Origin of the sequence: Streptococcus sp. Marseille-P7375, from assembly GCF_902460365.1 — a bacterium.
Taxonomy (GTDB): domain Bacteria; phylum Bacillota; class Bacilli; order Lactobacillales; family Streptococcaceae; genus Streptococcus; species Streptococcus cristatus_I.
In genome coordinates this window covers 64,466-85,280 of the sequence record NZ_CABPTR010000001.1, presented here as the reverse complement: position 1 = coordinate 85,280, position 20,815 = coordinate 64,466, and the positions used below count along the sequence as shown (strand labels likewise).

At 43.9% G+C, this 20,815-nt stretch carries 20 protein-coding genes; all 20 read right to left on the bottom strand.

Annotated features, from left to right (window positions below; translation table 11 throughout):
• Positions 1–99: 99 nt before the first annotated feature.
• The 20 genes from FZ954_RS00455 to FZ954_RS00360 all read right to left on the bottom strand — a co-directional run bounded on the left by FZ954_RS00455 (position 100) and on the right by FZ954_RS00360 (position 20,807).
• Positions 100–1,371: a TRZ/ATZ family protein gene (locus FZ954_RS00455; protein WP_148876116.1), complete on the bottom strand. Its 1,272-nt coding sequence runs from the start codon at positions 1,369–1,371 to the stop codon at positions 100–102.
• Between the two features lie 70 nt (positions 1,372–1,441).
• Positions 1,442–2,143: a DUF4947 domain-containing protein gene (locus FZ954_RS00450; RefSeq protein ID WP_148876113.1), complete on the bottom strand. Its 702-nt coding sequence runs from the start codon at positions 2,141–2,143 to the stop codon at positions 1,442–1,444.
• 200 nt (positions 2,144–2,343) lie between these two features.
• Positions 2,344–2,619 carry an HU family DNA-binding protein gene (locus FZ954_RS00445; protein ID WP_005589527.1) on the bottom strand — a complete coding sequence of 92 codons (276 nt, stop codon included), beginning with the start codon at positions 2,617–2,619 and terminating at the stop codon, positions 2,344–2,346.
• A 110-nt stretch (positions 2,620–2,729) separates the two neighbouring features.
• Entirely contained in the window at positions 2,730–3,563 is an 834-nt protein-coding gene (locus FZ954_RS00440) for a DegV family protein (RefSeq protein ID WP_125380510.1), read from the bottom strand.
• A 186-nt stretch (positions 3,564–3,749) separates the two neighbouring features.
• On the bottom strand, positions 3,750–7,298 hold the full coding sequence (locus FZ954_RS00435) for an SHIRT domain-containing protein (RefSeq protein ID WP_148876110.1): 3,549 nt from the start codon (positions 7,296–7,298) through the stop codon (positions 3,750–3,752).
• Positions 7,299–7,533: 235 nt separating this feature from the next.
• Complete coding sequence (locus FZ954_RS00430; protein ID WP_148876106.1) at positions 7,534–8,265, bottom strand: metallophosphoesterase; 732 nt, start codon at positions 8,263–8,265, stop codon at positions 7,534–7,536.
• A 51-nt stretch (positions 8,266–8,316) separates the two neighbouring features.
• On the bottom strand, positions 8,317–9,975 hold the full coding sequence (gene recN, locus FZ954_RS00425; RefSeq protein WP_148876104.1) for a DNA repair protein RecN: 1,659 nt from the start codon (positions 9,973–9,975) through the stop codon (positions 8,317–8,319).
• Positions 9,976–9,983: 8 nt separating this feature from the next.
• Positions 9,984–10,415 carry an arginine repressor gene (locus tag FZ954_RS00420; protein ID WP_148876102.1) on the bottom strand — a complete coding sequence of 144 codons (432 nt, stop codon included), beginning with the start codon at positions 10,413–10,415 and terminating at the stop codon, positions 9,984–9,986.
• Positions 10,399–11,223 carry a TlyA family RNA methyltransferase gene (locus tag FZ954_RS00415; RefSeq protein WP_148876100.1) on the bottom strand — a complete coding sequence of 275 codons (825 nt, stop codon included), beginning with the start codon at positions 11,221–11,223 and terminating at the stop codon, positions 10,399–10,401. The genes FZ954_RS00420 and FZ954_RS00415 overlap by 17 nt, the downstream gene beginning before the upstream one ends.
• Positions 11,216–12,091, bottom strand: a complete 876-nt coding sequence (locus tag FZ954_RS00410) for a polyprenyl synthetase family protein (protein WP_148876098.1) — start codon at positions 12,089–12,091, stop codon at positions 11,216–11,218. The genes FZ954_RS00415 and FZ954_RS00410 overlap by 8 nt, the downstream gene beginning before the upstream one ends.
• Positions 12,088–12,300, bottom strand: coding sequence for an exodeoxyribonuclease VII small subunit (locus tag FZ954_RS00405; RefSeq protein ID WP_005589516.1), 213 nt, complete (start codon positions 12,298–12,300; stop codon positions 12,088–12,090). Before FZ954_RS00405 ends, FZ954_RS00410 begins: the two co-directional genes overlap by 4 nt.
• On the bottom strand, positions 12,287–13,618 hold the full coding sequence (gene xseA / locus FZ954_RS00400) for an exodeoxyribonuclease VII large subunit (RefSeq protein ID WP_148876096.1): 1,332 nt from the start codon (positions 13,616–13,618) through the stop codon (positions 12,287–12,289). Before xseA ends, FZ954_RS00405 begins: the two co-directional genes overlap by 14 nt.
• Positions 13,619–13,719: 101 nt before the next feature.
• Positions 13,720–13,944, bottom strand: coding sequence for a helix-turn-helix domain-containing protein (locus FZ954_RS00395; RefSeq protein ID WP_005589514.1), 225 nt, complete (start codon positions 13,942–13,944; stop codon positions 13,720–13,722).
• A gap of 222 nt (positions 13,945–14,166) precedes the next feature.
• Positions 14,167–15,009, bottom strand: a complete 843-nt coding sequence (locus FZ954_RS00390) for an NAD(P)H-hydrate dehydratase (protein WP_148876094.1) — start codon at positions 15,007–15,009, stop codon at positions 14,167–14,169.
• Between the two features lie 816 nt (positions 15,010–15,825).
• A complete protein-coding gene (locus FZ954_RS00385; protein ID WP_148876092.1) occupies positions 15,826–16,536 on the bottom strand; it encodes an ABC transporter ATP-binding protein in 711 nt (236 codons plus the stop codon).
• Positions 16,536–17,300 (bottom strand): ABC transporter ATP-binding protein, encoded by a 765-nt coding sequence (locus FZ954_RS00380; protein ID WP_005589509.1) that lies wholly within the window; start codon positions 17,298–17,300, stop codon positions 16,536–16,538. The genes FZ954_RS00385 and FZ954_RS00380 overlap by 1 nt, the downstream gene beginning before the upstream one ends.
• Complete coding sequence (locus FZ954_RS00375; RefSeq protein ID WP_005589507.1) at positions 17,300–18,253, bottom strand: branched-chain amino acid ABC transporter permease; 954 nt, start codon at positions 18,251–18,253, stop codon at positions 17,300–17,302. Before FZ954_RS00375 ends, FZ954_RS00380 begins: the two co-directional genes overlap by 1 nt.
• Positions 18,254–18,256: 3 nt before the next feature.
• On the bottom strand, positions 18,257–19,138 hold the full coding sequence (locus tag FZ954_RS00370) for a branched-chain amino acid ABC transporter permease (RefSeq protein WP_005589506.1): 882 nt from the start codon (positions 19,136–19,138) through the stop codon (positions 18,257–18,259).
• 139 nt (positions 19,139–19,277) lie between these two features.
• Positions 19,278–20,438: an ABC transporter substrate-binding protein gene (locus FZ954_RS00365; RefSeq protein WP_061911462.1), complete on the bottom strand. Its 1,161-nt coding sequence runs from the start codon at positions 20,436–20,438 to the stop codon at positions 19,278–19,280.
• Between the two features lie 99 nt (positions 20,439–20,537).
• Positions 20,538–20,807: a DUF2129 domain-containing protein gene (locus FZ954_RS00360; protein WP_061423174.1), complete on the bottom strand. Its 270-nt coding sequence runs from the start codon at positions 20,805–20,807 to the stop codon at positions 20,538–20,540.
• Positions 20,808–20,815 lie beyond the last annotated feature (8 nt).

Genomic DNA, 20,815 nt, shown 5'->3' with positions numbered 1-20,815 from the left:
ACCCAGAGTTTTTCTTTGACAAAGAAACTATTAGCCAGCAAAAATTGAAAAGAGCTCCCTTGACCAACATAAAAGCCGAGACAAACTCGGCTTTTCTTTTTAATTGAATGATTCTAGATCAACTGTCAGTACCTGACCATCTCGAACGACCTGCTGCCCTGCAATGTAGACATCCTGAACATCACTGCCTCTGACCGCGTACACTAGGTGCGACAGCATATTTTCCAAAGGATAGAGATGAAGTCGTCCCTTAGGCTGAATGGCAATGAAATCGGCTTGCTTGCCCGCTTCCAGACTACCGATTTTCTTCTCTAAGCCCAGTGCTTTGGCTCCTTCAATGGTCAAAGCCTTCAAGGCCTGCTCAATCGGAAACTGAGTCGCATCTCCTGCTCGCATCTTCTGAAGGAGGGCTGCTGTCCGACCTTCTTCAAACATGTCCAGATTATTATTAGAAGCAACAGAGTCTGTTGCCAGGCCAACGGTCACACCAGCGGCTACTAAGTCTGTCACCGGAGCTACTCCAGAAGCCAGCTTGAGGTTGCTGATAGGATTATGGGCGATGCTGACTGGAGATGCTGCTAAATCTGCAATCTCTGACGGATTGAGCTCAACTCCATGTGCAAAAATGGCTGGCTGCTCCAAGTAGCCCAAACCCTTTAAGAAAGCCAGAGGACGTTTACCATAGCGTTCCAGGATAATTTTATTTTCTTCCTGAGTCTCCGCCACATGGATATGAAGCTTCAAGTCCAGCTCACGCGCTAGCTCAAGACTGCCCTTGAGCAGTTCTTCGTCACAGGCATAAGGCGAATGAGGCGCCACCATGACCTGAAAATCTTCATCATTATAGGAAAGGATTTTCTCAATAATGGCACGAGTACGTGCCAGAGTCTCTTCTGCTGTTTCCGCCTCTGAGCTAAAGAGGGTTGGTGAGAAATAGCAGCGCATACCAGACTGCCGCACAGCCTGATAAATCCGGTCAATCTCCACTCCCTGAGGATTATACATGTCGTTAAAAGTCGTTGTTCCCGACTGGAGCATTTCAGCTAGAGCCAGCTGGACAGCTTTGGTTGTTAGATCCGATGTGAATTGACTTTCTGCCGGCCATATATAGTCCTCCAGCCATTCATGCAGATTGCTATCGTCACGAATCCCACGCAGCAAGGTCATGGCTGAGTGCGTATGGCAGTTGACCAGCCCTGGCATAATCCAAGCTCCTTCATAATCCACCAACTCGCTGCACTGTTCTAGCCAGGCCTCGTCATAGGGACCACAATAGGCAATGCGTTCATCTTCCACAACCAGCAAGCCTTCCCGATAAACATGAAATGCGCTGTCACAGGTCACCAGATTGACATTTGTATAAGCTTTCATCCTTGCTCCTTCTCATTTCGTTTTAGCTATTATAGCAATCCTAGTAAACTAGCGCAAGAATTTTCTAAGATTATTTAAAATAAAGATAATCAGGATTGGGAGTCATATAGTACAACTCTCCTTTAGAGAAAATCAGATTAATTTTATGTTGCTTATAGCTATATAAAATATAGTCACTCTCCAACTGATAGTCTTGGTTCAAGCTAGCTGCCTGTGCAATATCCACTGCTGTTACATAGAAAGCCTTTGCCTGCTCTTCTGTCACACGCTGACCTTGATAGAGCTCTCTTATATTTTCTAACTCCTGAGCTTTAAAAGTGTCCTTAATATAATTCGGATCCTTTATGACGGCCTCTGGCTCGCCAAGAACCTTTTTGACTTGCTCCTCTGTATAGCCTTTGAAATCAGGCGTTTGAGCACTAAATCCTCCTTCAAAAGAACGATAATACACCTTGGCATTGCCTGTTGCATAGATCTTGTCTCTATTGGCAGACTGTGCATCTTGAGGCAAGCCATCCGTTACTTCATCTGGCGAACTTGTCGCCTTACTCTCAGAAGCCGGAGCACTAGATGATGAAGTCTGGCTACTCTTTGATTTTTCTTGCTGACTGGAGCCTGTAGCTTTCGTCGATTCTGATTTCTTTGGTATTTTCCCCTTTCGCACAGAAGAGGATTCAGACCTAGGAACTCTTTTCCTTGGATAATAGCAAGCTGTCAAAGCCATGATAGCTGCAAGCATGGTTAAAAAGGTTATTACTTTTTTAAAATACATAGTTACCTCCATTTCTTAGCTACATTATATCATATTTTAAGTTGGGCAAGAGAAGCATCCTGAATTTTGCTGCCTTCTCTAATAAACAAATACTGTATCTTCTAGAAGCTTAGGAAAAATGATTGATGTTATGCCAAAACATAAGAAAAAACCTACTGCACAAGCTAGGAAGCTGATACAGTAGGCTTTTGATTTTTGTCTTATTTTACAGCGTCTTTAAGAGCTTTACCTGCTTTGAAAGCTGGAACTTTAGAAGCTGCGATTGTGATTTCTTTACCAGTTTGTGGGTTGCGACCTTTACGTGCTGCACGCTCACGAACTTCAAAGTTACCAAAACCGATCAATTGAACTTTTTCACCTTTTGAAAGGTATTCTGTAACTGCTGCAAATACAGCGTCAACTGCTGCTGCTGAATCTTTTTTAGTCAATTCTGTAGCTTCTGCCACTTTTGCGATCAAATCTTGTTTGTTAGCCATTTAACAAATCCTCCAATTTTTTTCTGGGTTAATAACCCTAACAGATATTATCATATCTAAAAAAAGCGTCTAGGTCAAGTCTTAAGCAGACATTTTACAAATAATTTACTCTATTTATAGCGAACTAGAACGGCCCATGCATTTTCTCCAGTGTGAGTTTGGATGATGGAACCTGTTTCTAAGACAGGGATTGGTTTTTCAACAAATTCTTGTAACTCTTCCTTCATTTGATTAGCAAATTCTGGTCCACCCGCATAGGAAATTCCGATTTCTTCAATTTCCTTCTCTTTCAGAGACTCTTTCAAGTCATCCAGCCATTTCTTGAAGGTTTTAGCGCCCCTTCCTTTGACAATAGGAGTCAAGGTATGATTTGTCATCTGCATGACGACACGAATATTTAAAAGCGAGCTAATCAAACCAGTCACACGGCCGATACGGCCACCTTTGACCAAATTTTCTAAGGTTGATACACCGATGTAGAGTTCTGTCTTGGCTTTGACTTCCTCAAGTTTTTCTAAAATCTCCTCCAAAGTCGCTCCAGCTTTTGCCATCTTAGCAGCCTCAACGACTTGGAATTTCATCGCTTGGTCCGTGAAAGAACTATCGACAACCGTTACATCAGCCTTGGCCAAGGTAGCACCCTGACGAGCTGCCTCTACGGTGCCAGATAAAGCATGAGACATGTGAATCGAGATAATTTGGACATCTTCCGCTGACAAATCTTCAAAAACCTCTGCAAATACTCCAACCGGTGGCTGGCTGGTCTTAGGTAGATTTTTACTAGACTTCATCAACTGAAGGAACTCTCCCTCCTTCAAATTGGAATCCGAATAGACTACACCGTCAATCATGACCGTCAAAGGAACTATTGTAATATTCAAATCTTTTGCTAGTTCAGGCTCAATCGTAATCGAAGAGTCTGTCACAATTTTAATTTTTGTCATATTTTCCCTACTTTTATCCTGTTATTGAGTCTATTATACCAAAAAATCCTAAGTTTTTGTGAATCAATCTTAGCTTAATCTATAAATCTCAGAAAAATAAGAGCCTTCTAAGTCAGACACTACTTAGAAGACTCTTAATGATTTGATTGAGGCACTAGCTAAAGATCACATCAAGGAGATACCCTTTTAAGCCTCATCATCTTTGCGCTTGCGACCAAGAATCATGAATCCTAGGCTCGCAAGAATAGCACTGGTCGTTGCTCCCACGATTGAAACTGGAGCAGTGCTACCTGTATTTGGTAAGGTCGCTTGTTTAGTCTTATCTCCTGCTGGAGTTGGAACAGCTGGCTTATCATTTGAAACAGGTCTGCTTTCAGGCTTCACTAGCTGATCCGTTTGAGCTTTATTAGCTGAATCAGTCTCTTGATCTGGCTTCACTTCTGGAGTCACTGGTGGAACCGGACTTGGCTGTGGTTGTGGCTTCGGAACTGGTTGCGGCTGCGGCGCTGGTTCCGGTTGTGGTGCTGGTTCCGGTTGCGGTTGCGGTGCTGGTTCCGGCTGCGGTGCTGGTTCCGGCTGCGGTGCTGGTTCCGGCTGCGGTGCTGGTTCCGGCTGCGGCGCTGGTTCCGGTTGTGGTGCTGGTTCCGGCTGCGGTGCTGGTTCCGGCTGCGGTGCTGGTTCCGGTTGCGGCTGCGGACTAGGAGCTTGCTTAACTTCAAAGGTCCATTTACCTACAAATTCAACATTAGCCTTGTTAACAACGGCGCTAGCTGCGTTGTAACCCTTAAACGTCCATGTACCGTCATTCGCTTCGTCTGTGTAAGTGGTTTGAGATGGTTGCTGAGCTGAAACAGAGTCACCATTCTCATATATTGCACTGTCGCTTGGAGTCAAGGATGTGATAGCCGCTGGAAGAACTTTGCCGGCAGTCGCACTTTCAAAGCGGTAACTTGCTTGATACTTATTAGCTTCAAAGGCCCATTTCCCTACAAACTCTACATTTGCCTTGTTCACGACTGCATTGGCTGCGTCATAGCCCTTGAAGGTCCATGTACCGTCGTTCACTGTGTCTGTGTATGTCGTTTGAGCGGGTTGTTTAGCTGCAACTGCTGTACCATTCACATAAGTTGCACTATCGCTTGGAGTCAATGCTGCGATGGCTGATGGAAGAGCCTTACCTGCCGTCTCACTCTCGAAGCGGTAACTTGCTTGGTACTTCTTAGCTTCAAAGGCCCATTTCCCTACAAACTCAACATTTGCCTTGTTGACAACGGCGCTAGCTGAGTCGTAACCCTTAAATATCCAGGTACCGTCGTTCACTGCGTCTGTATAAGTCGTTTGAGATGGTTGTTGAGCGGAAACAGAGGCACCATTCACATACGAATCACTGTCGCTTGGGGTCAATGCGGCGATGGCTGATGGAAGAGCTTTACCTGCTGTCTCGCTCTCGAAGCGGTAACTTGCTTGGTACTTATTGGCTCTAAATTCCCACTGACCAACAAAGGTAACATCTGCCTTATTGACCACAGCACCAGCTGGAATATACCTCTTAAAGGTCCAGATACCATCATTCACTATGTCTGTGTAGGTCGTTTGGATTGGCTGCTTAGCAGAAACTGCAACACCATTCAAATAAGCCTCACTGTCGCTTGGAGTCAAGGATGTGATAGCTGCTGGAAGATTTTTCCCAGCGGTCGCACTTTCGAATCGGTATCCTGCTCGATACTGGTTTTCCTTAAATTCCCATTTGCCTACAAAATCCACATTAACCTTGTTGACAACGGCGCTAGCTGCGTCGTAACCCTTAAACGTCCATGTACCGTCGTTCACAGTGTCTGTGTATGTCGTTTGAGCTGGTTGTTTGGCTGAAACTGCTGCGCCATTCACATAAGTTGTACTATCATTTGGAGATAAGGCCGTGATAGCTGCTGGAAGATCTTTCCCAGCGGTCGCACTTTCGAATCGGTAAGCGGCTTGATACTGATTCGCCTTAAACTCCCACTTACCAATGAAAGCTAAATCAGCCTTTTTCACAATCTTACTTTTGGCATCGTAACCAACAAAAGTCCAGATACCATCATTCACATCATCTGTGTAAGTCGTTGTAGTCAACTCCTCTGGTAGAACTTTTTGTGTATTGTAGTAAGTTGAGGTGTCTTTTGGTGTTTTCTTCTGGATAAAGTCAGGTAAAGAAAGTCCAGTCGTCCCACTCTCAAAACGATAGCTTACATGGTGGGGTCTAGGCGTTACTTCCCATATACCAGTGTATATCACGCGCTTGCCATCATAAGTCGCATTCTTGTGATCATATCCCTTGAAGGTCCATATGTAATCTTTTTCAACTTCTTCTACTGATTCTTTAGCCGGTTGTTTGGCTACAATTGTGTCACCAATCTTGTAAGAGGCCTCATCTTTCGGAAGCATGTCCAAGATACTTTGTGGCAATGGGACACCTGCTTTAGATGATTTGAATACATATTCTGGATTAGGAGTGGGGGCCCATCTTCCAACAAAAGTCCGTCTTCCTACTCCAATAATGACTTTTTCTTTATCGTATCCTTCGAATTTCCAAGTCACCTTATTTGCTGCATCAACATAAGTCGTTTCACTTGGTTGCTCAGCATCTACTTCTGTAAGAAACAGGCCGCCCATCTTATAATCAGTTGGATTTTTCGGAGTCAGCTTGGTAATGTATGCTGGCAATGCAATATCAGGATTGGTTGACTGGAACTCATAGTCGACACCATTTGGCTCAAAGCTCCACGTTCCAGTTATGGTTTTGACTTTCTTTCCTGCAATAGCTTTTCCATATTTAGCTGTATCAAAACCATGAAAAGTCCAAGTACCAGTTGGAACACTTACTGTAGTTGTCTCAAGTTGAATCACATCTTTGTAATCGTCCGCTTGAGCTACAAATTCACTAGCAGCTGGAAGCATTGAGCGAATCTTATTGGGTAGAGGATAGATCGGAGTTGAGTTCTTAAATTTGTATTCTACTCTGTAGGTAGTATCAGTCTGTTTTGCAGAATCCTCAGGTAATTTTCCTTTAGAGGAAGTGTCTCCAGACTCTGCTTCTTTTGAAGGAATCTTATCCTTTCCCAAGATGACTTTCGAATTCCTATTACGAAGTCCCGAATTAACGAAGGTTACCAGATTTCGGTAAACTTTATCAATTTCTTCTTGCTTTGTCGCAGTTTGAAGCACGCTATCAGCCGCTGTCATCAAATCATTAAGGATTTCTACACTCTCATCTGTTTTCCTTGAAAAATCCTTATTGCGCAACTCTTTGAGATAGTTTTCTAAAGCACTCTTCTTCAGACTAACGTTTGCAGAGGGCAGCTGGGCAGCTCCTTCTGTGGATGGCTGAACCGTTTCAGCAGCTGGTTGAGAATTTCTAAGAGCAGTTGAATCTGTCACTTGACTTGTCTCTGTCGCAGTAGGGGTAGCAGATTTTAAGATGGCCTGATTGTCTTCTTTAGTCTCTGCTTGTACTGACGCAGAAGCCATTGTTGAAGTTGTCTCTTGATTCTCTATTTTTGTTGCTTCAGACGTTCCTTCTGAGGCTTGATTATCTGACTTATTTCCCACTTGTGCCGTAGATTCGAGCTCATCGGCGTGGACTGTTTGGTCCACTCCAATCGCAGTGGGTGCAAACAAAAATCCAATCGCAAGGGACACAGTAGCAACTGATAATTTGCGGATCGAATATTTTATCTTTCTATCCTGAAAAGACATCCTTTCCTCCTCTTTTACTTTCTTGGCAACTATTATAGCATAAATAGCGATAATTGCATATTAGGAGAGCCTATTCTTCGCGTTTTTGGTTTCCATGGAATATATAATCATCATAAGTAAAAATAGGTATTGACTATACTTCTATCTCCTAGGTACGAAAAAAGATTGAAAAAGCATTAAAAGGGCTTCTTCAATCTTCTTGATTTCTTTATCGAGACGCTAGCAGTCAAATATTCTATTCGTCCTCCGCTGCAAAACCATCATTTTTGATGGCATACTGCTCTATGATGCCATTATGGCCAAAGAGAACTCCGTGGAGGACTCCGCCATAAACAGCTCCGCCATCCATGCCAATCTTGCCATCCTCAGTCATCCATAGCTGATCAGTTCCCGGTGCCTTATGCAAGAGGTAAAATGTCGGTGTATGGCCAAAGACAATCGTTTTGGCAGTCTGATTGCTGCCTTCATGAAATGGCGCGCGAATCCAAACCTTTTTATAATCACTGGTCTCTCGCCAGTCTTTCAGCTCCAAATCTAGGCCGGCATGGACAAAAATGTACTGCTCTGTCTCCAATAGGAAAGGCATCTGACGAATAAAATCTATTAAATCGGCCGCCTCCGTCTTGACGCGTTCCGTGTCCGCTACCCCGTCTACAGGAGCATTGAGAGGTCGGCCTAAAAGCGAATTAATCGTCGTATCTCCGCCGTTCCGTCGGTAGTGGTCATAAGACTTTTCAGGATTGTCCAGCCAGGTCAGAAACATATACTCATGATTGCCAGAAAGACAGATGGCTCCTTTCTGATCCACTAAATCCTTGACCCGCTCCAAAACGGCTCGGCTGTCTTCGCCTCGATCGATCAAGTCCCCTAGAAAAACTAGTTGGCTGCGACCGTCCCAGTGCTGGAGCAACTCATCAATCATGCCTGCCTTACCATGGACATCACCGATTGCAAAATATTCTGTCATATGCGCCCCTCCTAAAGGAGACCGAAACACTAGTGTCTCAGCCTCGCTTGTTTATTTTTTTAATAATTCTCTAGCTTGAGTCAAAGCAGCCTCTGTCACATCTTCGCCAGCCAGCATCTTAGCGACTTCCTGAACACGCTCGTCAGCCGTCAGCAGCCGCACCGTCGAGACGGTCGAATTCTCATCCGAAATCTTCTCAATAAAGAACTGATAATCGGCAATCGCAATGACCTGAGGCAGATGGGAAATTGCCAAGACTTGACCGTTGGAGCCAATCTTGTAAATCTTCTGAGCGATGGCTTGAGCCACACGGCCAGAAACGCCCGTATCCACTTCGTCAAAGACAATGCTGGTCTTGCCTTCCTTACGAGAAAAGGCCGATTTGATCGCCAACATGAGACGGGAGAGCTCCCCACCAGACGCAACCTTCACCAAAGGTTTGAAATCCTCGCCCGGATTGGCTGAGATGTAAAACTCTACTTGCTCATTTCCTTCACGGTTAAACTTGCCCTTAGTGAACTGTACTTTAAAGCGCGCCTTTTCCATATAGAGGTCCTGCAGCTCCTGCTTGATTTCCGCTTCCAGCTGGGCTGCTAGACCATGACGAGCCTGACTCAGCTCCTGGGCCAGCTCTACCAGCTCTCTCTCCAAGGCCTTCAGCTCTCGGTCCATATCCTCTGAGGACAAGTTACTTCCAGTTAAAAGGCTGTATTCTTTGGAAATTTGAGCAAAGTATTCCAGCACATCATCTACTTGGCCGCCGTATTTACGGGTGATGCTGTTAATCAAGTCTAAGCGACTCTCCACTTGCAGCAGCCGATCTCCGTCAAAGTCCAGTCCATCCAAAATATCCTCTAGGCGCTTGCTGACATCTTCCAAGACATAATAAGTCTCTGACAAGCTACCAGACAGTTCCTTGTAGGCTGGATCGTAATCCTCGATAGACTCAAGGTCATTCATAGCTGAGCGGACATTGGTCAAACTGGAAAAGTCTTCATTATCCAGCATAGTATAGGCGTTGGTCAGCGTATCGGCAATTAGCTTGTGGTTGAGCAAACGATCTCGCTCCTGATGCAGGGCAGTATCTTCACCGCTTTTTAGGGCTGCACTTTCGATCTCCGCCATCTGGAACTCCAGCATCTCAATTCTGGCCTTATGCTCCTGCTGATTTTTCTGCAGAGTCAGGACTTGCTTACGCAGGCTTCGATAGCGGTCAAAGGTTTCCTGATAGCGGCCTTTGAGATGCAAAAAGTCTGCTGAGCCAAACTCATCTAGCATGGCAATATGAAGCTGGGGTCTCATCAGCTCTTCCTGATCATGCTGACCATGGATATCCACCAAGTGCTGGCCGACAGCCTTTAGAACAGATAAATTAACCATCTGGCCATTGATACGGCTGACACTGCGGCCGTTTTGCAGAATTTCCCGACGGATAATCAGCTCATCGGTCAGCTCCCAGCCCTGCTCCTCAAAAATCTCTCGCAAAGCTCGGCTATTTTCCAGCGAAAAAAGTCCTTCTATCTCAGCTTTGGGCGCTCCATGACGAATCACATCCGTCGTAGCACGGCTGCCCAGCATCATGTTCATGGCGTCAATAATAATAGACTTGCCGGCTCCGGTTTCCCCGGTCAAAACCGTCATGCCTTGCTCAAAATTAAGGGAAATCTCCTCAATAATGGCAAAATTTTTAATCGAAATTTCTAATAACATAGACTTTCCTACCAATTATTGATTTCAGCCGTGACTTTTCGGGCTGCACTTTCACTTACTGCAACGATTAGGATACTGTCGTTATCCGCAATGATGCTGAAAATTTCCTCAGCAAATTCTTTGCTTAGATGACGCTTGACTACCGCCGCACTTCCTGGTACTAGGTTAAGATTGAGCATATTTCCTAGATTTCGACAGGCTAAAATATTATTTTCTGCCAGCTTCAGACTATTGGTCGCTGTTTTGGGAAGCTCATAGATATAGGTATTATCTTTAAAAGGGATTTTTACAATTCCTAGCTCTTTGATGTCTCGTGAAACCGTTGCCTGTGTCGCTGTGATACCAGACTCCCTGAGATGTTCTACAATTTCCTCTTGGGTGCCAATCTCAAACTCGCTGACAAATCGTCTGATTTTCTCTAATCTATCCTTCTTCTTCATCTTTAAATTCCTTGTGAGCTGCCTCTACGACAGCAACTAAGTCTTGCTCCAAGTCATTTTTCGGCTGTTCACTTTTCTCTAAAAAGGCTAGAAACTCAACATTTCCATGCCCACCCTGAATCGGAGAAAAATCCAAATCTTTGACTGAAAAACCTGCTTCCAGCATAAAGGCTGTCACAGTTTCCAGCACCGCCAAATGAACTTTCTTGTCCTTGATAATCCCCTTCTTGCCAATCTGCTCGCGGCCAGCCTCAAACTGAGGCTTGATCAAAGCCACGACCTGACCGCTCTCTTCTAAAATCTGATAGAGGGCCGGCAAAATCAAGCTGAGCGAGATAAAGCTAACATCAATACTGGCAAAGCTGGGCTGAAAGTCAAAATCAGCTGGCTCCGCATAACGAAAATTGAACTGCTCCATGCTGATAACCCGTTCATCTTGGCGGAGTTTCCAGGCCAACTGGTTAGTCCCAACATCAACCGCATAGACCAGCTTAGCTCCATTCTGCAACATAACATCGGTAAAGCCACCGGTCGAAGCTCCGATATCCAAGGCCACTCGGTCTGCCACCGAAAGGCCAAACACTTGCAAAGCCTTTTCTAATTTTAGGCCGCCCCGACTGACATACTTAAGTTTTTCTCCCTTGAGCTTGAGCTCTGTTCCATCATCGATTTTTTCACCCGGCTTATCAAAGCGCTCTCCATTCGCAAGTGACACAACCAGACCAGCCATTACTCCACGCTTGGCCTGTTCTCGAGTCTCAAAGAGGCCTTGTCGATAAGCCAGTACATCCACTCTTTCCTTAGCCATCCAGTCTCAAACTTTCTATTATTTTTTGAATTTCTTCCGCTGAAAAATCACTTTCTGCTTCTAGTTGCTCCAATAGACTTTTCGCTTGTTCCAGTGTTTCATCGAAAAAGTCTCTGGCTCCATCCAAACCTAGTAAAGCTGGATAGGTTGATTTCTCAGCCGCCAGATCCTTCTGCGGTGTCTTACCGATCTGCTCAAAACTAGCCGTCACATCTAAAATATCATCCCGTACCTGAAAAGCCAAACCCAAGAGCTCTCCCGCCTGACGAAGCTTCCCTAGGACTGATTGACTAGTCTGAGCTATGATCCCCGCTGCTACAAAAGGATAGGCCAAGAGCTTACCTGTCTTATTGGCATGGATGGTCTGGAGCTGGTCCATGGTCAACTTGCGACCTTCTCCCTGCATATCCAAAACCTGCCCAGCCACCATACCAAAGGAACCAGCCGCCAAAGACAGCTCTGCTATCAGCTCCACCTTGACCTGACTAGGGAGCTCTGCCATTGCCACCAAACCATAAGGATCCAAAAAGAGAGAATCTCCCGCCAAAATGGCCATATCCTCCCCGAATTTCTTGTGGCTAGTCAGACGGCCTCGGCGGTAGTCATCATTATCCATCGCTGGCAAATCATCATGGATCAGGCTACCGGTGTGAATCATCTCTAGAGCTGCTGCCACCTGAAAATGAGCAGGAGTTAATTCCAGACCAAAACCCTCCAGCAATTCCAAAAGCAAGAGAGGGCGGATCCGCTTGCCACCAGCCTCGACAGAATAGAGAATGGTCTCAGTCAAATCCGCTGACACTTCCTTGTTTTGATAAAAATCTTGAATCGTCAGGCCAATTTGCCTGATTTTATGCTCTCTTGTCATTCCATATCCGTTTCCGTGCCATCCGCCTGCATGACCTTGACCAAGGTCTTCTCTGCCTGATCCAGCGTCTTTTGCAAGTCTTTAGACAGCTGCATGCCCTTCTGGAATTCAGCGATGGCCTCTTCCAAGGCCACATCCCCATTTTCCAGCTTCTGGACAATGGCTTCCAAATCAGCTAAGTTTTCTTCAAATTTTTTATCTTTTGACATCTTTTACCTCAACTTGGACCTGACCATCCCGCATAAGAATGGTCAGCTGGTCCTTCTTCTTGATATCCTGACTGGACTCGATTACTGTTTCATTTTTTTGAATAATAGCATAGCCCCGCGCCACAATACGACTGGTGTCCAGCATGAGTAGCGCATCTGACAGCCGTTTGGCTTCAGCCACCTTATGATCATAAATCACTGCCATATTGCTACGCAACAAGCGCTCCTGCTGGTGCACCTGCTCCTGATAGCGCTGCACCTGCCGCAGAGGTGACAGAGATTCCAAGCGATGCTGGAGAATCTTGACCTGCTGGACTTCTTCACTATAATATTCGCGAATTTTTTGCTTTAACCGTAGATTGAGCTGATCTAACTTTTGCAGATAGCCATCATAAAGCCGTTCTGGCTGACGAAAAATAACAGATGAAGCCAGCTTATGCAAGCGTTCCCGCTGGTAAGCCAGACGATTGGAAGCTGCATTAGACAGACGATTTTGCTGCTGATTCAAATGCCCCAGAAGATCAAGCTTGGTGACTGGCGTTGCCAATTCCGCTGCTGCTGTGGGAGTTGCTGCTCGTCGGTCTGCCACAAAGTCAGCCAGCGTCGTGTCCGTTTCATGCCCCACGCTGGAAATGATCGGAATCTGGGACTCAAATATAGCTCGCACGACGATTTCCTCATTAAAAGCCCAAAGATCCTCGATGGATCCGCCGCCTCGACCAATAATCAAAACATCCAAATCTTCTCGCTCATTGGCTCGACGGATATTAGCCGCTACCTCGGCAGCAGCTCCTTCGCCCTGAACCTTGGTCGGATAAAGCAGGATGTCCACACCAGGAAAACGGCGGCTGACTGTCGTGATGATATCTCGGATGACAGCTCCACTAGGACTGGTCACCACCCCAATTTTCTTAGGAAATTGAGGCAAGGCTTGTTTAAATTTATCTTGAAAAAGACCTTCTTCTCCCAGTTTTTTCTTGAGCTGCTCAAACTGAACAGCCAAGGCGCCAATGCCGTCTGGCTCAGCCTTTTCAATGACAATCGAATAGGATCCACTTGGCTCATAGAGCTGCACACGGCCAATGACATTGACTTTCATGCCCTCTTCTAGTTCAAAACCAAGCTTTTTATAAACACCTGACCAGATAGTCGCCTGAATAACTGCCTTCTCATCCTTGAGGGAGAAATACTGGTGATTGGGACGCTTGCGAAAATTGGAGACCTGACCTGTCAGATAAACCCGTTCCAAATAAGGATCTCGGTCAAACTTCATCTTCAGATAACGGGTCAAGGTCGAAACCGATAAATAATCTGGCATGTCGCTCCCTTTCTATTTTCTAGTATTTGCGTAACCTTTATTATACCAAAAAATGGAAGAAGGCGGTGCTTCCAAGTTCCCAATTTTCAGGATAAAAATCACTAAGATTTTGTACTTTCCTTGATAATTTGATACATTTCAATGCGCAACTGTTGCGCAATGAATTCTAAGGTTAGTAAACTAGGAATCGAATCGCCTGCCTCAATACGAGCCAGCTGTCTGACTGTCAAACGAGTCTCATCCTCACACAACAATTCCCTTGTCATTTTACGTTGTTCCCGCAGTTCTCGAATTTTTTTCCCAATTGCTACTTTTAGCTCTGACATGGCACTTTCCGCACTTATCCTTTTCTACTAGATTTTATACTTTTAACTCTCATACTTTATTTTTATTATAGCACAAAAAAAGTTTTCTATCGTATTAACTTTTTTCTATAAATTAAAAAAGTAATCATGTGAGAAAGTTCATGAATCCTAGACTTTTCCTAACTAAGACAAGATTTCCTAATCCACAAAAAGAGACTCGGATTTTTCCAAGCCTCCTAAGATTTATTGACTAAAATTTTTCATCCAAGTTGAAATTTGTCGACTCAGTTCTGTCGGTAATACTACATAAGCCTCTTTGGCTAATTCATCCGCAATGGCTGAATGCAAGTAGGTCGCAGCTGTCACTCTTTCAAAAAGTGAAACCTGCTCAAATTGACCTGCAAAACCAGCAATCATCCCTGCCAAGGTATCTCCCATACCGCCGGTGGCTTGATAGGGACCCCCAACCTGCAGCTGATAAATATCCTTTTCCCCACTCTGAAAAACTCGTGTCCCATTCCTTTTCTGTACAACTAGAGTTCCCTTAGGAAATTGGTCAACAGCCTTTTGGCTAGATTTTTCGTCCTGCGACTCGATGGGCAAGCCAGACAAACTTTCCCATTCTTTCTGGTGAGGGGTAAAAATTGTCTGGGAGTTTGGAAAAGGCAGAGCTTGCTTGGCAAAAAGTGAGATAGCGCCCCCATCCATGATCAAGATTTGTTGCTTGTTTACAAGCTGTAAAACCAGCTGTAGCACTGATTTCTCTAAAGAATTTTCAGACAAACCCGGTCCGATTAAAATAACAGTAGCCTTGCGGATCTGATTCATCAGTCGCTCTTGCTCCCACAAATCAAAGGCCATAGCCTCTGGCAAATGGGCATGGAGGGCGGAAATATTGTCCCGTTCAGTTGCAACTGTCACCAAACCAGCTCCGCTCCTTACCGCAGCCAAAGCAGCCATGATAATAGCCCCTCCGTAGGGATAGGTCCCGCCAATCAATAGCAAACGACCATAGTTACCTTTATGACTGTCTGGCGATCGATTTATAATAACCTTTTTCAAAAGCCTGGCACTGACTAGTTTCATCTTTCATCCTCTATAATCATTTAAATGTTTTCAAAAACCAATATTACTCGCTCGAGCAAACCAAGCAAAGAAATTCGACTGCCATTTTCTATCCCTGATAAGCATATCTTTATTGAGTTCTAGTTGCGTAAGAGAAAGGTGCCGAACCAAACAAAAAGCATTATCTTTTTTCACTTCAAAATCAAAAGCTAAGATTACTCTCCATCTCGCCAGTTACCACCAATAAGCAAATCCTATACTTTGACAATTTTTTCCGAAATTTCCAATCTTTATTTCGACCCGAGCAATTTTTCTTCTCCCATATTTTACCATATTTTCGCTCGATACTTAAAATGAAGAAACCGATTCAGAGAAAGGGCCGTTTGAAACTATTACATCACTTACTACCACAGTACCTAAAAAATCGAGACTTTCATCAAAGAAAACTCTACCACGAAACCCTAGCCTCATCTAAAAAGGGCCCAGCGGATTTTTAAAAACATGCAGTTGCCAATACAACTCTTTGCTTGTAACCAAAAACAGCTATCGGCTTATCCAAACAAATAAATTTATCTTGAAAACAAAAAAGGTCCATTGGAGCCTAATAAGCGGAAACTCGCTGCCACGAGTTCCCATCTGCAATCTGAAACAATCCACTGGACATTTTGACGAAAACCTCGTTTTCTTGATCCGCAACTTAAAAAGGTCCATTGGACCTTTTCTAAATGTTAAGTTACTATCATAACTTTCTATCAACAACCTAAAAATGTCTCCCAGACATTTTGAAGAAAACTCTGTTTTCTTTATCTGCAACTTAAAAAGGTCCACTGGACCTTTTTAACCACCTAGATATGCTTTGCGGACTTCGTCAGAAGCGAGAAGCTCTTGACCTGTTCCGGACAGAACGATTTTTCCTGTTTCAAGGACATAACCGCGATTGGCAATAGAGAGAGCCTTATTGGCATTTTGCTCAATCAAAAGAACAGTTGTACCCTGCTTTTGGATATCTTGAATGATATCAAAGATTTCTTGAATGAAGATTGGCGCTAGCCCCATTGATGGCTCATCCAAGAGCAAGAGCTTAGGAGTAGACATGAGCGCTCGACCCATAGCCAACATCTGCTGCTCACCACCCGAAAGGGTTGCAGCATCTTGGTTTTTACGCTCTTCCAAGCGTGGGAAACGAGAGAAGACCTTTTTGAGATTGGCTTGATTTTCTTCACGATTTTTCTTAAGAAAAGCTCCCATTTCAAGGTTCTCCAAGACAGTCAAACCAGGGAAAATATGGCGCCCTTCTGGAACCTGTGAAAGCCCCGCAGCCACAATCTTTTGAGCAGGCACTTTTTGAATTTCATTACCTAAAAATTCAATCTTCCCAGCACTTGGGCGAACCAAACCAGAGATCGTGCGAAGGATAGTCGTTTTACCAGCACCATTGGCACCGATAAGGGAAACAACCTCTCCTTCGTTGACTTCAAAGCTGACGTCACGGACAGCCTGAATCATGCCATAGTGGACAGATAGGTTTTCAACTTTGAGCATGGACATTAGGCTTCACCTCCTAGATAAGCTTCAATAACGCGTTTGTCATTCTTAATCTCATCTGGTGTGCCGTGGGCAATCAAGCGACCGTACTCTAGTACGTAGATGCGCTCAGTTACTTCCATAACCAGACTCATATCATGCTCAATCAGCATGATGGTAATGTTAAATTCATTTTTAATCCGACGAATCAGGGCAGTCAGCTCAGCAGTTTCCTGTGGATTCATCCCAGCAGCTGGCTCATCCAAGAAGAGAATCTTAGGCTCTGTGGCAAGCGCTCGGACAATCTCCAGACGACGCTGTTGACCATAAGCCAAATTTTTAGCCAAGGTTTCTGCTTCCTTATCCAAGTCAAAGATAGCCAGCAATTCCAGAGCTTTTGCTTTCAATTCCTCTTCATTTTTATAAAATGCTGGAAGGCGGAAGAAAGAAGCCAGCACATGAGGTTTATGGTGATTACCAAAAGCAATCAACACATTGTCCAAGACTGTCAAATCTTTAAAAAGACGGATATTTTGGAAAGTCCGGCTGAGACCCAGTGTTGCAATTTTGTAAGGTGTTTTGCCATTCAGCAAATGACCATCCAAAGTAACCGTTCCCTCACTCGGTTCATAAACACCTGTCAAAAGGTTGAAAAGAGTTGTTTTCCCAGCACCGTTAGGCCCGATAAGACCGACCAGTTCCCCTTCGTTTAATTCCAGAGTTACGTCACTAACAGCTGTTAGTCCTCCAAAATTTTTGGTTAATTTTTTTACATCAAGAAGTGCCATTATTCTTTGACCTCCTTATTCTTTTTAAAGAGCTTAGCCAAGCTAAATTCCCAAGTACCAAGCAAGCCGCCTGGACGGAAAATCATCACCAAGATTAGGGCAAGCGAATAAACAATCATCCGAACACTTGAGATATCTTGTAAAAGCATATTGAGGATACCCAATACCACTGCCGCAACGATTGCTCCAGTCATTGAGCCAAGACCGCCAAAAACGACGATAATCAAGACATTGATTGTATTGATAAAGGAATAGTCTTTTGGTACAACAGAACCGACAAATCCAGCCTGCAAAGAACCTGCAATAGAAGCTGTAATGGCACCAAAAACGAAAGCAATGACTTTAATTTTTGTTGTATTGACACCGACAGACTCTGCCGCAATCTCGTCCTCGCGAACAGACAAGGTGCTACGTCCGATAGGACTGCGGAGGAAGTTAAGAGTCAAAATAGTTGTAATTACGACAAAGACATAAACCAACTGCCAAGAGGTAAAGTTAGGAATGGATAGGATACCTGCCGCACCATTAGTTAGATCGCCTCCATTGACAATCAAAATCCGGATAATTTCAGAAACACCCAGCGTCGCAATTGCCAAATAGTCTCCCTTTAAGCGCAGGGTCGGAATACCAACAAGCAGAGCTACTGCACCTGCAATCACAGCGCCAACCAACATAGCAATAAAGAAAGTGCCATAGTTTGGAGATTTAGAGCCCATGATAGCTACTGCATAGGCACCAATGGCCATAAAGCCAGCATGCCCAAGCGAGAATTGCCCAGAAAAACCAACGATAAGATTGAGGCCAACAGCCAAGATAATATTAATCCCAATCTGCTCAAAGATTTGCAGATAGAAAGGATTGAGAATACCTGTGCTAGCAAGCACTGTCATCAATAGATAGCCAAAGAGGATCAGAGCAAGCCATAACGCATTTACTTTTAAATTATTTTTCATACATTACACCTTCTCTTTCACGTTTTTACCTAGAATACCAGCTGGACGAACCAATAGAATGATAATCAAGATCGCATACACAATCGCATCACGGAAATCTGACAGTCCAACTGCTGTTGCAAAAGTTTCCAAGAGGCCGATTACAAAACCACCCAAAGCTGCCCCAGGGATGATACCAATTCCTCCCAAAACTGCCGCAACGAAGGACTTGATACCTGGTGTCATTCCCATCAGTGGCTCAAGTGAGTTGTAGTAAAGAGCAATCAGCACCCCTGCTGCTCCTGCCAAGGCTGAACCCAAGGCAAAAGTAAAGCTGATCGTACGATTGACATTAATCCCCATCAGCTGGGCAGCATCGCTATCCACGGAAACAGCTCGCATGGCTTTACCCATTTTCGTCTTTTGCACAATAAACTGCAAACCAACCATGAGTAAAATAGAAATTCCCAAAATCATCAATTGAATATTGGAAATCGAAATTGGCCCAAGTGTATAACGTACTGTTTTAATCACTTGAGGGAAGGAGCGAGTATTGGCACCTACAAAAAAGACCATCCCGTACTCCAAAAGGAAAGAAACCCCAATTGCTGTGATCAAGGCTGCAATCCGCGTTGAATTGCGTAAAGGACGATAGGCTAAGAACTCAATCACTACACCAAGGATCGCTGTTCCAACCATAGATAAAATAAGGGCTACAAAGAAGTTTAGGTGAAGGGTGTTAATCAGGTAATATCCCATAAAAGCACCAATCATATAAATGTCTCCATGCGCGAAATTAATCAGTTTGATAATTCCATAAACCATGGTATAACCCAAGGCCAGAAGCGCATAAACACTCCCCAAAATCAATCCATTAGCCAATTGCTGAAGAAATTGTTCGAGCATTCCACACCACTCTTTCTAATATAAAATAAGAGCAGAAACAACAATCTCAGACGAAGCCTTGTCTTGCCGTCTCTACTCAAACATCATAAGCAAGTAATAAACAAGCCAAAGACTGGGAATGCTCCCAGCCTCAGACCCTTTATTCAGGTTTAACTGTCTCAACAGTTTCTACTTTACCATCTTTCAAACCAATCATCAAGGCTGTCTTCACAGGATTGTGATCTTTATCGATGGTAATAGATCCAGTAACTCCTTCAAAGTCTTTTAACTTAGCAAGGTTATCTTTAATATCTACAGATGTTTTTGCACCCTTAGATGCTTCTGCTGCCATATAAACTGCGTCATATGAAAGGGCTGCAAACATTGAAGGTTCTTCGTTATATTTAGCTTTGTAAGCCGCAACGAATTTCTTCGCTTTATCTGTCATGTCACCTGAAGTTGAGAAACCAGATACATAATAAACATTAGTTGCTGCTGCTGGAGTTGCTTGCTCAACGAATTTGGCATCGCTAAATCCATCAGGTCCAACGATTGTTTGGTTGATTCCCAAACCACGCGCTTGGTTCACCAACTTACCAGCTTCTGTGTAATAACCTGGCACAATCAATGCATCAAAGTCTTTACCTTTGATTTTTGTCAAAGCAGCTTGGAAGTCTGAGTCACCAGAAGCGAAAGTTTCTGTCGCAACGATTTCACCCTTGTATTCTTTCTTGAAAGCTTCTGCCATTCCTTTTGCATAATCGCTTGAATTATCATAGTAAAGAACGACTTTTTTAGCTTTCAAAGTATCTGTTACATATTTAGAAATGATTTTACCTTGGTAACCATCAGTAAAGGTTGCACGATACAAATAATCTTGTTTATTTGTCAAATCATCTTGTGTTGCACTTGGTGTTACCAAAGGAACTCCTGCTTTACCAGCATTTGCAATTGCGGCAGCTACGGCACCTGAAGTTGCAGGACCAATGATTGTATTAACTTTGTCTTGAGTTACCAAGCTTGTAGTAATAGTTGCAGCTTCTGCAGTTTCTGATTTGTTGTCTTTATCAGTTACTTCGATTTTCTTGCCGTCTACACCACCAGCTGCGTTGATTTCATCAACAGCAAGTTGAGCACCGTGTTGTTCTGCAGTACCGTAAGCTGCTACAGCGCCAGTTTCTTCAAAGTTGAAACCGAACTTAAGTGTTTTACCGATTTCTGTTCCAGTAGCAGATGAGTTGTTTGTAGAAACTTCTCCACAGGCTGCTAGAAGCGCAGCACTAGCAAAAGCTACAAGCGAAAGTGCAAATTTTTTCTTCATGAATAATCTCCTCTATTTTGTTTTTTGCTATGTTTGCAAATGATATAGTAAGAATATACCGAATTATCTGACAATTGTCAACCCAAAGAAGCCATTTTTTTAAATAATAGCGTTTTCTTGGTTTCTAAATAAACTTCCAACAAAATTCGTATCCAGATTTTGGATCTTGCAAGTCTGGATTTTTTTGATATAGGACTCTTTTGACAGGCTCTCCTTCAGAGAATCCGCCTGATCTTTTGCCACATAAAGCTGCAAATAACGGTGTTTCTTAGAATGATAAATAATATCTCCAACATGCGCCAGCTTCTTTGCATCTCGATTATAGTATAGATGAATGATGAAGCCCATTCGTTCCTCTTTTTTAAACATGACAATCC

Excerpts from the sequence above, each read along its gene's own strand:
- FZ954_RS00375 (WP_005589507.1), bottom strand. The coding sequence starts at position 18,253 with ATGAAAAATAATTTAAAAGTAAATGCGTTATGGCTTGCTCTGATCCTC.
- FZ954_RS00395 (WP_005589514.1), bottom strand. The coding sequence starts at position 13,944 with ATGTCAGAGCTAAAAGTAGCAATTGGGAAAAAAATTCGAGAACTGCGG.
- FZ954_RS00450 (WP_148876113.1), bottom strand. The coding sequence starts at position 2,143 with ATGTATTTTAAAAAAGTAATAACCTTTTTAACCATGCTTGCAGCTATC.
- FZ954_RS00385 (WP_148876092.1), bottom strand. The coding sequence starts at position 16,536 with ATGTCCATGCTCAAAGTTGAAAACCTATCTGTCCACTATGGCATGATT.
- FZ954_RS00415 (WP_148876100.1), bottom strand. The coding sequence starts at position 11,223 with ATGGCTAAGGAAAGAGTGGATGTACTGGCTTATCGACAAGGCCTCTTT.
- FZ954_RS00435 (WP_148876110.1), bottom strand. The coding sequence starts at position 7,298 with ATGTCTTTTCAGGATAGAAAGATAAAATATTCGATCCGCAAATTATCA.
- FZ954_RS00455 (WP_148876116.1), bottom strand. The coding sequence starts at position 1,371 with ATGAAAGCTTATACAAATGTCAATCTGGTGACCTGTGACAGCGCATTT.
- FZ954_RS00410 (WP_148876098.1), bottom strand. The coding sequence starts at position 12,091 with ATGACAAGAGAGCATAAAATCAGGCAAATTGGCCTGACGATTCAAGAT.
- FZ954_RS00445 (WP_005589527.1), bottom strand. The coding sequence starts at position 2,619 with ATGGCTAACAAACAAGATTTGATCGCAAAAGTGGCAGAAGCTACAGAA.
- FZ954_RS00430 (WP_148876106.1), bottom strand. The coding sequence starts at position 8,265 with ATGACAGAATATTTTGCAATCGGTGATGTCCATGGTAAGGCAGGCATG.
- FZ954_RS00365 (WP_061911462.1), bottom strand. The coding sequence starts at position 20,438 with ATGAAGAAAAAATTTGCACTTTCGCTTGTAGCTTTTGCTAGTGCTGCG.
- FZ954_RS00405 (WP_005589516.1), bottom strand. The coding sequence starts at position 12,300 with ATGTCAAAAGATAAAAAATTTGAAGAAAACTTAGCTGATTTGGAAGCC.
- recN (WP_148876104.1), bottom strand. The coding sequence starts at position 9,975 with ATGTTATTAGAAATTTCGATTAAAAATTTTGCCATTATTGAGGAGATT.
- xseA (WP_148876096.1), bottom strand. The coding sequence starts at position 13,618 with ATGCCAGATTATTTATCGGTTTCGACCTTGACCCGTTATCTGAAGATG.
- FZ954_RS00390 (WP_148876094.1), bottom strand. The coding sequence starts at position 15,009 with ATGAAACTAGTCAGTGCCAGGCTTTTGAAAAAGGTTATTATAAATCGA.
- FZ954_RS00360 (WP_061423174.1), bottom strand. The coding sequence starts at position 20,807 with ATGTTTAAAAAAGAGGAACGAATGGGCTTCATCATTCATCTATACTAT.
- FZ954_RS00440 (WP_125380510.1), bottom strand. The coding sequence starts at position 3,563 with ATGACAAAAATTAAAATTGTGACAGACTCTTCGATTACGATTGAGCCT.
- FZ954_RS00380 (WP_005589509.1), bottom strand. The coding sequence starts at position 17,300 with ATGGCACTTCTTGATGTAAAAAAATTAACCAAAAATTTTGGAGGACTA.
- FZ954_RS00370 (WP_005589506.1), bottom strand. The coding sequence starts at position 19,138 with ATGCTCGAACAATTTCTTCAGCAATTGGCTAATGGATTGATTTTGGGG.
- FZ954_RS00420 (WP_148876102.1), bottom strand. The coding sequence starts at position 10,415 with ATGAAGAAGAAGGATAGATTAGAGAAAATCAGACGATTTGTCAGCGAG.